Source organism: Demequina globuliformis, from assembly GCF_000975155.1.
GTDB classification, from domain to species: domain Bacteria; phylum Actinomycetota; class Actinomycetes; order Actinomycetales; family Demequinaceae; genus Demequina; species Demequina globuliformis.
On the sequence record NZ_BBRG01000001.1, the window covers coordinates 1,004,313 to 1,017,278 of the forward strand.

The 12,966-nt window shown below is 67.7% G+C and carries 8 protein-coding genes; 3 read left to right on the plus strand and 5 right to left on the minus strand.

Annotation, left to right across the window (positions count from 1 at the left end; translation table 11 throughout):
- Window positions 1-1,727: glycoside hydrolase family 3 C-terminal domain-containing protein (locus tag AOP75_RS04675; protein WP_174435795.1), on the minus strand; the 1,727-nt coding region annotated here is incomplete at its 3' end.
- A gap of 40 nt (window positions 1,728-1,767) precedes the next feature.
- Window positions 1,768-4,212, minus strand: coding sequence for a glycoside hydrolase family 3 C-terminal domain-containing protein (locus tag AOP75_RS04680; protein WP_062077143.1), 2,445 nt, complete (start codon window positions 4,210-4,212; stop codon window positions 1,768-1,770).
- Between the two features lie 112 nt (window positions 4,213-4,324).
- Between AOP75_RS04680 and AOP75_RS04685 the strand changes: the two genes are divergently transcribed.
- Window positions 4,325-4,966 carry a TetR/AcrR family transcriptional regulator gene (locus AOP75_RS04685; RefSeq protein ID WP_062077144.1) on the plus strand — a complete coding sequence of 214 codons (642 nt, stop codon included), beginning with the start codon at window positions 4,325-4,327 and terminating at the stop codon, window positions 4,964-4,966.
- A gap of 312 nt (window positions 4,967-5,278) precedes the next feature.
- Window positions 5,279-6,664 carry a UTP--glucose-1-phosphate uridylyltransferase gene (locus AOP75_RS04690; RefSeq protein WP_062077145.1) on the plus strand — a complete coding sequence of 462 codons (1,386 nt, stop codon included), beginning with the start codon at window positions 5,279-5,281 and terminating at the stop codon, window positions 6,662-6,664.
- Between the two features lie 137 nt (window positions 6,665-6,801).
- Here the strand turns inward: AOP75_RS04690 and AOP75_RS04695 are convergent, their stop codons facing one another.
- Both AOP75_RS04695 and AOP75_RS04700 read right to left on the minus strand, forming a co-directional pair.
- The gene (locus tag AOP75_RS04695; protein WP_062077146.1) at window positions 6,802-7,656 is read right to left on the minus strand and encodes a DUF4190 domain-containing protein; all 855 of its coding nucleotides are present in this window, start codon (window positions 7,654-7,656) and stop codon (window positions 6,802-6,804) included.
- Window positions 7,657-8,377: 721 nt separating this feature from the next.
- The gene (locus AOP75_RS04700) at window positions 8,378-10,228 is read right to left on the minus strand and encodes a bifunctional copper resistance protein CopD/cytochrome c oxidase assembly protein (protein ID WP_062077147.1); all 1,851 of its coding nucleotides are present in this window, start codon (window positions 10,226-10,228) and stop codon (window positions 8,378-8,380) included.
- A 107-nt stretch (window positions 10,229-10,335) separates the two neighbouring features.
- Here AOP75_RS04700 and AOP75_RS04705 point away from each other — a divergent pair, with 107 nt between their 5' ends.
- Window positions 10,336-11,472 (plus strand): winged helix DNA-binding domain-containing protein, encoded by a 1,137-nt coding sequence (locus AOP75_RS04705; RefSeq protein ID WP_062077148.1) that lies wholly within the window; start codon window positions 10,336-10,338, stop codon window positions 11,470-11,472.
- 4 nt (window positions 11,473-11,476) lie between these two features.
- Here AOP75_RS04705 and AOP75_RS04710 read toward each other — a convergent pair whose 3' ends face one another.
- A complete protein-coding gene (locus AOP75_RS04710; RefSeq protein ID WP_062077149.1) occupies window positions 11,477-12,958 on the minus strand; it encodes a dihydrolipoamide acetyltransferase family protein in 1,482 nt (493 codons plus the stop codon).
- Window positions 12,959-12,966 lie beyond the last annotated feature (8 nt).

Below are 12,966 nucleotides of genomic sequence, written 5' to 3' on the forward strand. Positions count from 1 at the left end.
GCTTCCTCGGTACCGTCCGGTGCGGTCGGGTATGTGCCGTCCCAGTCGCTGCGCGACAGGAAGGTCAGGTCGCCCTCGACGTAGTCGAAGCGGTTCTCGTAGGTAGTGCCGGTGTCGGCGTCCGCCGCGTAGACCACGTCCGCGGCAACTGTCGTCGTGGTCGACGCGACCGGGGTGTGCACATCTGTGCGCACCGAGATCTCGTAGTCCCCAGCCTCAACCGCGTAGTTGCCGGCGGCGGTGTCCCACGAGGCCATGTCCTCGACGGCGAACTCGACGGTCACCGTCTCCGACGCGCCCGGCGCAAGTTCACCGGTCTTGGCGTAGCCAGCGAGCTCGATAGCCGACTTCTCGATGCCGCCGTCCGTAAACGGAGCGGAGAAGTACACCTGCACCACGTCCTTACCGGCGACGTCACCGGTGTTGGTGACGGTCACGTCAACCTGCACGGAGTCCTCGGTGATGACGGGCTCAGCCGCCTCCCACGCGAAGTCCGTGTAGCTCAGGCCGTAACCGAAGGGGAACTGCACCGTCTCCTGGTAGCCAGCCTCGTCATCGGCCCACCGCGTCTCGTAGTAGCGGTAGCCCACGTAGATGCCCTCCTCGTAGTCGAGGAACGCGCGCGAGGTGTTGGTGTAGTCGTGGTCTCCCAGGTTCACGGAACCAGGAGCCGTCGTCACGTCATACGCGTAGGTGTCGGTGAGGTGTCCCGAGGGGTTGACCTCGCCCGAGAGGATCTTGGCCAGCGACGTGGCGCCCTCGGGTCCGGGGGTACCGATCCACACGGCGGCGGTGATCTCGGGGTACTCGTCGAGGAAGCCCAGCTCGAGCTGGTTGCCCGAGTTCACGATCACGATCACGTTGTCCTGCACGGAGGTGACCTTGTCCAGCAGCTCGCGCTGCTCAGCGGAGAGCTGGAGGTCTTCCTGCGTGAAGTCCGAGCCCTCGGTGCCCGCGACGCCCACGGTCACGATGGCGGTGTCGGAGAAATCCTGCGCCTGGGCTAGCACCTCATCGGTCAGGTAGTCGGGAGCGGGCTCACCGTCGTCGCCGCCCAAGAAGGCGCCTGCGATCTGGGTGATGAAGTTCCCCGATGCTTCCTTGTGCTCCGCGCCAGCGTCCGCCATCGCGGCGTCCAGTTCGGTGTTGTAGGCAATGCCCTGAGCGTCAAGTGCCTCGAACAGCGTGGGAACTTCTAGGCCGGTCGCACCGCCCGAGCCGCCACCTCCCAGCAACAGGTTGTAGGAGGCGAACGAGAACACGTTCACGCCGCCGTCCAGCGGGAGCGCGTCGCCCTCGTTCTTCAGGAGCACAAGCCCCTCGTCGGAGATGCTCTCCGCCACGGTGGCGGCGTGGTCGCGGGCCGCGACGGCCTGCTCAGTGTCGTCGGTGAACTCCAAAGAAGCGATACGGGCGAAATCGCTCACGTACGGAGCCGCGAGCGCGCCGATGCCGATCACGGCCACGCCGGCAACGCCCCAGCCGATGGCCCGGCGGCGGCGGTGCGCCACCTTGCGCTCAATGCGGGCGCGGCGCTTGTCCGCGCGGCGCTCCTTACGGTTCATCGACGCGCGGGCCTCTTTGGTCTCAGCCTTGTGCTGCTTCGCGTCTGCCTTGGCCTGAGCCTTATCGCTGGCCTTCGCGGCCTTGCGCTGCTCGGGCTCCATGGCGTCGAGCTCGGCCTTGCGCGCGCGAGCCGCCTCGCGGTCGGCACGTGCGTGCTCCACCGCTTGAGTCTTGATTTCTTTCCTGGTTGCCATCGTTGTCTCAGCCCTCCTTTGGTGCTGTGGTCGACGTGGATGAGACTGCGCGTTGGGCCCGTCGGTGAGCCCTCCACGCGGAGAACATGTGGCGCGTGCCGCGCCAGAAGTGGCGGTTGACCATGAGCAAGAAGCCGTCGAGCATCGCCTCATTGACCCGTCCGCCGCTCATACGCGAAACCGATCTGAACGGCAGTTCGAGCGCGAAGAGGACGTTGTTGCCGGCGATGGGCCTGCCCAGCCAGTGCATGACGCGGCTCGCGCCAGTGATCGCGCAATACAGCACGCTCGCGAACCCACCGCGGCCACGGGTTTGGATGATGAGGTCAGCCCGCGTGAGCGGTGCGCTCCGGTCCCAATGCGGGTCCGGCACGTCACGTCCGAGTACGGACTCAAAGTCCGCTGCGGTAGCGCGCTCGACGCGACCGTCCACGTAGACGGACGCAGGCATCGGCCCGTCCAGGTCAGAGCCCTGGACCGCCAGCGGCGCATGCAGCCGGATGTCACGCGAGGACGCGCCTACGCAGATCCGGTACTCGCCGCCTACGGTGCGCCAGTCATGGGCCGCGGGGACATAGACGTCGAAGGCGTGCTCGGAGAACTCGATCCGCACGGTCGCTGACTCGCCGGGGTCCAGTTCCACCTGCGCGAATCCCCGCAGTTCCCGCATCGCGCGGAACTGTCCGTGCGCCTGCTCGGGCGCCTCGACGTACGCCTGGACGGTTTCTGTGCCCCGGCATCGGCCCGTGTTGGTGACGCGCACCGCGGCACCCTCCGCGTCCACCTCGAGGTCGCTGTACGCAAAAGTGGTGTAGCTCAGGCCGTGGCCGAACGGGTACCGGACCTCGAGCCCTGCCTTGTCGTAGTGGCGATAGCCCACGTACAAGGACTCGCGGTGCTCCGCGGTCTCCTCGCCCAATCCAAAGTGCTCGCTCGACGCGACGTCCTCGTACCGCAAGGGGTACGACTCCGCGAGGCGACCGCTCGGGTTCACGCCCGTCAGTACCTCGACGATCGCAGGGCCGCCGCCCTGGCCACCCAGGTAGCCGTGCACAATCGCGTCGACGTCCTCGGCGAACGGCAACTCCACAGGGGCGCCGCCCGCGAGCACCACCACGACGCGCGCATCCAGGTTCGCAAGTTCGCGCATGAGGTCCAGCTGGTTCTGCGCGAGCCGGATGTGGCGCCGGTCAACGCCCTCCGCCTCCGCCGACTCATCAAGGCCGAGGAAGACCAGCACGGTCGCGGCTTGACGCGCGAGGGCGACGGCGCGGCGACGGCGAGAGGGGCTCGGGCGGTCCCGCCGGGTGAAGCCGGGCTCGTAACCCACGATGTTGAGGGCCGATGCCCGGAGGGCCCCGAGGGCATCATCCAGCCGGGCGGGGTTGACGAGGGAGCTGCCCGCTCCCTGGTAGCGAGGGCGAGCGGCAAAGTCGCCAATGACCGCGATGGGCCCGGACTCGTTCGTCAGGGGCAGTGCGTTGTCCTCGTTGCGCAGCAAAACCACGCTGCGACGGGCCGCCTCAATGGCGAGCGCGTGGTGCGCGTCGAGATCCACGGCCGGCCCCGGCTCGCGACGGGTGCGGTCGATGAGCGTAAGAAGCTCAGCGACGCGCTCATCGAGGACATCCTCGCGGAGTGTCCCCGCCTGGACCGCAGCGGCAATCTGGGCATCGGTCACGCCATCGGTCGAGGGCATCTCGAGGGCGTTGCCCGCCTCAAGGCCCGCGACGCGGTCGTTGTTGCCACCCCAGTCCGTCACGACCAGTCCATCAAAGCCCCATGTATCCCGAAGCACCGTCTGGAGCAGATAGGGGTTCTCGTTCGCGTAGGTGCCATTGACGCGGTTGTAGGAGCTCATGACGGTCCACGGCTGGCCGTCCCTGACCGCGATCCGGAATCCCTCGAGGTAGATCTCGTGCAGGGCGCGCTCGTCCACGACCTCATCGATGGTCATGCGGTGAGTCTCTTGACTGTTGACCGCGAAGTGCTTCGCGCTAGCGGCCACCCCGCGCGACTGGATGCCGCGGATCATGGACGCAGCCATCGTTCCGCTGACTAGCGGATCCTCGGAGTAGTACTCGAAGTTGCGGCCGGCTGCGGGGTTGCGCTTGATGTTGAGGCCCGGGCCGAGCACCACGTGGACGTCCTGGGATGCGGCCTCCGCCCCCAGCGCGGCGCCCACGCGTTCCACGAGCTCTGGGCTCCAGCTGCATGCCAAGGTAGCGGCGGTGGGGAAGCACGTGGCCGGAAGGCTGGCATTGAGTCCCAAGTGATCGGCGGCGCCGCCTTGCTTGCGCAGTCCGTGGGGGCCGTCGGTCAGCATGATGGACGGCACGCCCAGGCGGCTGATGGCCTTCGTGTTCCAGAAGTTTGCGCCGGACATGAGCGAGGCCTTGTCGGCCAGCGTCATGTCGCTGATCAAGCGTCGTCGATTGTCTGTCATGCTCATGCTCAGTACCCTGGATGAAGTTCCACCGGTTGGTGGAATTCAGGTGACTGTAACAGAGATCCACCACTTGGTGGAAATTGGGCGGCGGCGTGCCGTCCCGGAGGGAGCCCGAATGGCGGACGCGCCTGAGTCACAGTCGACCTCAACGTCGCGATCGGATGGGTACGCCAGTGGGCGCGCGACCAAGGAGTCGATCGTGCAAAGCGCTGCCGAGGCGTTTTCCCAGCGCGGCTTCCACGGCACTTCCGTGCGCTCGATCGCCCGCGAGGCCGGCGTCGACCACTCCACGCTGATCCACCACTTTGGCAATAAGACAGCGCTCCTGCTCGCCGTCATCGAGTGGCACGACGAGCAAAGCATGCCGCGCGAACTGCCGGGCGAAATCACCGTCGAGTTCATCACCGAATCGATCGTCGCGACCGCGCGCCACAACCTCTCCACGCCCGGATTGGTGCAGCTCCTGAGCATTCTCAACGCGGAGGCCGGCTCGCCCGACCATCCCGCCCGCGAGGCACTCCAGCGCCGTCACGACCTGCTCAGCACCCTCATTGCCTGGACCATCCGCCGCCAGCGGGATGAACTCGGAATGGACGAGGACCCCGCCTCGCCCGAGGAGCGCGCCGCGATCATCGTCGCGGCCTGGGACGGGCTGCACATGTACGACGCCCTCCACCCCGGCGTCCTTGACGTGCCTGCCATTCTCGATGGCCTCCTACGTGAGGCGTTTGGACTCCCCGGCCAAGGTGCTTCGTAACCCCCTACTCGCCGTTCGTGCACCTTCGTTCGTGCACCTCAGTGCCGGATCTGGTGGCGAACTCCGCACTCAGATGCACGAAGGGGCGGGTAAGCAGGGGCGTAGGAGCCTCGCCCCGCCTCGCCCCGCCTGGCCCCGCCTCGCCCCGCCTGGCCCCGCCTCGCCCCGCCCTGGCCCCGCCTCGCCCCGCCAAATGGAACCATTTCGCTGTTTTACGTTGCTATAACAGCGAGATGGTTCCATTTGGCGGGGGAATGAGCGGCCGCAGGGCGTTGTCATCCGTTCGTCACGTCGCCCCCGTAGTCTGAACCCATGAGCGCTGAAGGACTCCGCCTGGCCCAAGACAAGATGCGTGCCGCGGGCGTGAACGACGCCGCGATCGACGTATTCACGCACTACTACGGAGAATTGGAGGCAGGCGCGACCGGGCTCATCCCCGAGGAGACCATCACCCCGCTGCTGGAACCGGCCCACCTGGCAGACGTCGAGGTCACCGAGGAGGCCGCCAGCGAGGCTCTACGACGCACCGCGATCATCAAGCTCAATGGCGGACTCGGCACTTCCATGGGCATGGAAAGAGCCAAGTCATTGCTGCCGGTGCGCGACGGGAGTTCCTTCCTCGACATCATCGCCAGCCAGGTCTCGCACGCGCGCACGGAGCACAACGCCCCCTTGCCCTTGGTGCTGATGAACTCGTTCCGCACCCGCGAGGATTCGCTCGAGGCTCTTCGCGCACACCCCGGCATCGAGGTCGATGGCCTGCCGCTGGACTTCCTTCAAAACAAGGAACCCAAGCTCCGTGCCGACACCCTTGAGCCCGTCGAGTGGCCCGCTGACCCGTCGCTCGAATGGTGCCCGCCCGGCCACGGCGACATCTACACCGCACTGTTGGCGTCCGGGGTTCTCGAGGCGCTCCTGGACGCGGGATTCCGCTACGCAAGCGCGTCCAACTCAGACAACCTTGGCGCCGTGCCGAACCCGCGCATCGCCGGCTGGTTCGCCGCATCGGGAGCCCCGTACGCCGCGGAACTGTGTGTGCGCACCCTCGCCGATCGCAAGGGCGGACACCTGGCCGTCAGGACCGCGGACAACCAGCTCATCTTGCGCGACACGGCGCAGACCCCGCCGGACCAGATGCACTACTTCACCGACGAGCACCGCCACCCGTTCTTCCACACGAACAACCTGTGGTTCGACCTTGAGGCTCTTCACCGCGCACTCACGGAACGCGGCGCCGTGCTGGGGCTCCCGCTCATCCGCAACCTCAAGACGGTCGACCCGACGGACAAGGCGTCGCCCGAGGTCTTCCAGATCGAGTCGGCCATGGGAGCGGCTATCGAGGTCTTCGAGGGCGCGACCGCCATCGCCGTTGAGCGCGAGCGGTTCCTGCCGGTGAAGACCACGAACGACCTGCTGGTGCTGCGCTCGGACGCGTACCGCCTCGATCCTGATGGCGGGCTGCGCCTCGACGTGGCCAAAGCCCCCTTGGTCGACTTGGACCCGGACTACTTCAAGACGGTCACGGACTTCGACGCCCGCTTCCCCGCCGGCCCGCCCTCGTTGCGCGAGGCGTCCTCGCTCACGGTGCGCGGCGACTGGACCTTTGGGGTCGGCGTGGTGGTGCGCGGCACGGTCACGATGGAGGGGTCGGGGCACGTTCCCGACGGTGCGCTGCTGGATGGCGCTCAGCTGGACTGAGGTCGGGACGGGCCGATGCCGGGTTGAGTACACGCAGCGCGCCTCGTTTGGGCCCGATGCTGGATTGAGCAGACGCGGCCGGCCTGGTTTGCGGAGACGCGGCAGGCAGGCCCAGCGGGCGTCAGCGCACTTCCGCGCTAGCACGCACCTTCGACGACACCCTGCGTGGGCAGGTATGAGTATGCGGCGTTTTCGCCGCCCTCATAGGTGAGGTCCAGGCACCAGTCGGCCGGCGCCGTGCCCGTCAGCGTGACCTCATGCGAGGTCTCCAATTCGGAGGCGATGGTCACGTCGCCCACCGTGTACTCGGAGCCGCTGTCTGCCAGTACCGGCAGTGCATCGGTGGCCACCACTTGGGTCGCTACCTCGGCGCCGACGGCGTGGATGTCCTGCTGCGCCTGGACGTCAACCTGCGCGGGCACGGGGCCCTGCAGGTAGAACCACACCCCCACACCCGTGGCGACCAGTGCGATCCAGCCCAGGACCGCGCCCGCGAGCGCGAATGGCCGGTTGGTCGCCTCGCCCTTTTTCGCGGCGCTGAGGCCCAGGTGGCCAAGAATGATCGCCACCGGCGACAGCGCCAGCAACGCCGCCACGAACGCGCTCACGCCCATCCAGTTCTTGTCCGCGCCGGGCTCGCCTGGCGTTTCAGCGGAATCGTGAGCCTCATGCGCGCGATCGGCATCGTCGCCGACCGGGTCCATGACAGCGGTGGGCTGCGCATCGCCGTCGACGACCGGGTCGAATACCTCGGTCGGCTCGCCGTCAACGACGGCCCGCTCCGCGGGACCGGTCTCGATCTCATCAATATCCACCGCGGCGGTGTCGGTGTCGCCGTCAACGGCAGGCGGCTGCCCCTCAACTCCTGCAGCGTCCGGGCCGGACACGCCGAGGTCGTTGCGGGTGGCGGCATCGGCCTGTTCGCGCAGCTCGCGCCGGGTCGGCATCGATTCGCCGTCAAACTCGGGCGCGGGGCCCTGAGTGTTATCCATGCGTGGCACCTCCGTCGAAACACTTCGTTCGCGATCAACGTACCTCGCGTGAGCGCCGGGCGCCTGCAGCCCTGACCGCGCTCGCCCACATCGAGGCGAGGTGGGGCGGGTTTCGCCGAGCGGGCGTGTTGCTCCGCTCATGCGCGTGGTCGCGCTCGTAGCCTGGCGCCCTTGGCTGAGCCCACGGGCACGGCCCGAGCATGGCGAAGGCCCCCCGAGATTCGGGCCCGGGGGGCCTTGCCGTGGCTCGAGAGTTCTCACACCCTGGGGATAACCCCGGCGCGACGGCCGTCGTTGACGTTACGGCTTCGATGCCCATGTGGACAACGACCTCTCGGCCAGCGACCGGTGCCGCGAGAATCCTGCGCCGTCATCCGCAGTGGCTGGCCCAGCCCCATGAGGCCGCACGTCACCAACGTTCTCCCGTTGTCCAGATCGCCCGGATTTTTCACGAGACGCACCAATAAAACGCGATATACCAGGGCCTTTAGTTCACAAATCCAAGATGTGAGCCCCGGCAATCGCGCACATGACCCTCACGGGGCCCGGGTGCGACGTCGTCATCCATCCGTTGTGACTAGTCGTACTCTTGTCGCGCTGACCATGCAAGCGGCGGCGGGCACGGATTTGTCACCCCAAGTTATGCGCAGGCTTTTCCACAGCATTCGCACCGTGTTCAAGAACTGTTCACACCGCTGTGGACAAAATCTGTGGAGAACGGCTAGGCGTCCTCCTCCTTGTCGCGTTGCGCGACGCGGGTCAACATCGCGTTGTAGGCCTTCAGTTCGGCGTCCTCGTCGCGGTCAGCTTGGCGGTCCTTGCGTCGCGCTTCTTTCTCATCCGACAACCGCCACGCCACGATCACGCCGATCGCCAGCGCGAGGACAGGAAGCTCCCCAATGCCCCACGCGATATTGCCTCCGTACTGCTGATCCGTGATGGCATCCGGCCCCCACGTGCGGCCCATGAGGCCAAACCAGGTGGGTGCCAGGAGCACCTCGGAGGCGGCAAGGGACACGCCAAAGAACGCGTGGAACGCCATGGTCGAGAACAACAGCACAATGCGCATGGGGTATCCCGGGCGCTTGGGGCCGGGGTCGATGCCCACGAGCGCATTGGCGAACAAGTAACCCACCAGGGTGAAGTGCAGGACCATCAGCAAGTGCCCCACGTGATTGCGCAGGGCAAACTCGAACAGCGGAGAGTAGTAGAAGACCACGAGCGAACCTGCGAAGTTCACGGCCGCGACAACGGGGTTGGCGAAGAAGCGCACCCACCGCGACTCCACCACGACGCGCAGCCACTCACGCGGGCCGCGCGTGCTGTCCTTGCGCGGCGGCAGCGCGCGCAACGCGAGCGTGACCGGCGCTCCCAATGCCAGCGGAATTGGCGCCACCATCACCAGCAGCATGTGCTCCACCATGTGCCCGGAGAACGTGACCATGCCGTACACCGTGGGCGCTCCCTGGGTGATCCAGGCCATCACTGTGACACCCAGGAGGAAGCATGCGGTGCGGTACCAGGGCCACCGGTCGCCGCGACGGCGCAGCCGGTACGCCCACCGCACGTAGGTCACCGCGGCGGCCACCACGGCGAACGCGGTGAGGATCTCCAGGCGCCATTGCACGATCCAGTTCAGCGCGCTGGGCGCAGGCGGCAGGTCGTAGCCGGTGAGGAAGTAGGCGGGGGTGGGCTCTTCGATCGCCTCAATCGGAACGGGAGGCGCGGTGCCGGACAGCACGACCGCGATGACAATGACCGCAGCGATCGCGCCCACATCCACCATCATGATGCGCCAGAACCGGTCGCGTACGTGCGCGTCGCTGAGGCGCGGCAGCGACACCCGGCGGTGCCAGGCGGCCAAGGCGATCGCGACGGACATCAGCACGATCTTTGCCACCAGCAGCCACCCATAGGTGGTCGTGACGAAGTCGGACACGGAGTCGACGCGGATGTAGGCGTTGGCGGCCCCCGAGACCACCAGCGCGGTAGCCGCCCAGATCATCACCTTGGAACTGCGCTGCACCGCCGCCTTGGCTTCCAGGCCCAGCGGTCGGCGCATCGCGAACAGCGTTCCCACCATGCCCATCCAGAGCGCGGATCCGGCGAGGTGAAGGAACAGCGATGATGTGGCGAGGTGGTGGTCCGTGGCGCCGGCGGCGTGCCCCGTTTGGGCCTGCCAGCCCAGCGCCCACAGCATCGGCACCAGTGCCCACGCCGCGCCGGCTGGCGTGCGCACCAGGCCGGCCACCACGGACACCACCAGGGCCGCGATCGCCATCTGCAGGTAGGCCTGCCCCAAGGGGATGGTCGTCGCGAACGACCAGACTTCCTCGACAAAGCGCTCAGGGGCAATAGCGTCGTTGCGGATGTACGCGTACGACACAAAGATGTACGCGACGGCGGCGATGGCCCACACGCTGGCGCTCACGCGCGCCACGAGCGACGCGCGGGCAGCCGCGGGGTGGTGGGCGGGAACGATGGAAGCGATCATGATGAGGCCGCCGGCGGCCAGCCCCAAGAAGATGTCGCGCACGGCGCCCGTCATCGTCACCAGAGTGTCGATGGGCACGGCACCAGGGTACGCGGCGCGCGCCGTCCCGCCGCACGCGCGCGGCCCCTGGGCGAGGCCCGGACCGCGTGGAGGTGCGGGTCAGGGGCGGCGGCTAGCGTGGACGCATGTTGACGCGCCACGACATTCGCCGCCTCCGCTTGCATGCGCTGGGGCTCAGCATCGCCAGCATGACGTCGGTGGAGGAGGTCGTCACGTGGCACGGCGCGCTCCAAGCGCAAGACAACGCCAGTGGCCTGTGGTCACTCGGGCGCAGGCTCGCGCAGGGGGCCGATGCCGCCGCGGCCGGGCAGGTGGCGCGCGAGCGGGTGGCGGAGGGCTTCGCGGCGCGCCATGCGGTGCGTACGTGGCCAATGCGCGGGACGCTTCACCTGGTTCCCGCTCGCGATGCTCGCTGGATGCTTGAACTCATGGGCGCGAAGCCGTTGGCGGGCGCAGCACGGCGCCGCGAGTATCTGGGCCTCACGGAGGTAGACGCGGAGCGCGCCGTTGAGGTGCTGCGCGAGACGCTCACTGGTCGTGAGCTCAGTCGCGCCGCGTGCGTCGAGGCTCTTGTCGAGGCGGGGCTCCCGGCGCACGGCCAGTCGAGCTATCACCTCCTGTGGTTCGCCGCGCAGCGGGGCGTCACCTGCGTGCCGGCGCGTATGGACGGTGAACAGACCTTCGCCCTGCTTGACGAGTGGGCTCCTGACCAGGTGAGCATGGACCGCGACGAGGCGCTGGCGACCATCGCCCTTCGCTATGTCCGCAGCCACGGACCGGTGTCCATCAAGGACTGCGCGCGCTGGACCGGGCTCGGCGTACGCGACTGTCGCGCCGGCATCGCCGCCGCGGGAGCCGTACTGAGGGAAGTCACCACGGACGACGGGCCCATGTATGTGGCGTCGGATTCGCTCGAGGCTTCAGACACGGACGCCGTCAGGGCCGCCATCCCTCCGCCGCCAGAGTGGGACGTGTTGCCCGGCTTCGACGAATACATGCTCGGGTACGGGGATCGAAGCGCGATGGTGTCAGCGGCCGACTTCGCCCGCGTCGTACCCGGCAACAACGGTGTCTTCCGTGCCACCGTGGTGCGGCGAGGCGAGGTCGTTGGCACCTGGACAACATCCAAGCGTGCGCGCAACATGGTCGTGTCGGTCGAGCCCCTCAGGCGGCTCGGCGCGCGGGATCGCCGCGACGCCGAGCACGCCTTCACCGTCTACGGCACCTTTGTGGGGCGGCCGCTAGAGGTGCGGTGGGGCTGAGCGGTTACGCCCAGACCAACCCCTGGGAGGGGTCGTTCATCACTCGGCCCACGTCAGCGAGGACGCGTGCGCCCAGTTCGCCGTCGACAAGCCGGTGGTCGAAGCTCAATGCCAATTGGGTGACCCAGCGAATCTTGATCTCGCCCTCGTGCACCCACGGCTGCTCACGGATGGAGCCAAACGCCAAGATCGCGGCCTCGCCAGGGTTAAGGATGGGCGTGCCCGTGTCGATGCCCAGCGCCCCAACGTTGGTGATGGTGATGGTGCCATCGCGCATCGCGCCGGGCGAGGTGGAGCCCGAGCGCGCCTCCGCCGTGAGGTGCTGCAGCTCGATCGCGAGCGCGTGGAGCGGGAGCCTGTGGGCGTCCTTGATGTTTGGCACGACGAGCCCGCGCGGGGTTGACGCTGCGATTCCGAGGTTCACGTAGTGCTTGTAGATGATCTCCTGGCGCTCCTCATCCCACGAGGCGTTGACCTCGGGGTGACGACGCACCGCCAGGAGCAGCGCCTTGGCTACGAGCAGGAGAGGGGTGACGCGCACGTCGGCGAAGTCACGGTCGGCCTTGAGTCGCTTGACGAGATCCATGGTCGCGGTGACGTCGACGGTGAGGAACTCAGTCACGTGCGGCGCGGTGAAGGCACTGTGCACCATCGCCTCAGCGGTGCGCTTGCGCACGGACTTCACGGGCACGCGGGTGGCGCGGCCGTCAGTCTGCGTGGTGCCAGCCGCGAGCCACGGCTGGTCGTCGCCGGGGTACGTTGCGAGGGTCTGGGCGGCGGTGGCCTTGAGGTGAAGCTCGACGTCCTCGCGTGTCACCAGGCCGCCCGGGCCGGAGGGGGTCACGGTGGAAAGGTCAAGGCCAAGCTCCTTGGCCAACTTGCGCACTGGCGGCTTGGCGAGCACGGGATAGTCGTGCACGTCTTGCTCCCCGCCCACTGGGTCGAGCGCGCCAGCCTTGCGCGGGCGGCGCTTTGCGGTGCCAGGCTTCACGCCGTAGCCAACTAGCACCGCGCCTGAACCTGCCTCGTCGGCGTCGCCCTCAGTGCTGCGCGCCGCGCTTTCCTCGCTGTGCGCTGAACGACTCGCGGCCTGCGCAGCCACCTCCCGCGGTCGGTGGTCACTCGCCGCGTCCTTGTCAGCCTCGCCGGATGGTGGCGAGGCGGCGTCAGTGCCGCTTTCGACGGCGACGTCTGCCGCGGCACCGTTGCCGTCGCTGGTGTCGCCGGCGGGCTCACCGTCGGGGTCAACGTCTACTTCGAGGATGGGCGCGCCTACCTCGACCGTGTCGCCGACCTCGACCAGCAGCTTCGTCACCACGCCCGTGAACGGGCTGGGGAGTTCCACCAGGGACTTCGCCGTCTCGATCTCGACGATCGCCTGGTTGACCTCGATGGCATCGCCGACCGCGATGTGCCAGGTGACGATGTCTGCCTCTGTGAGGCCCTCGCCGGCATCGGGGAGATTGAACCGCTCATAGGTGGGCATGTCAGGCT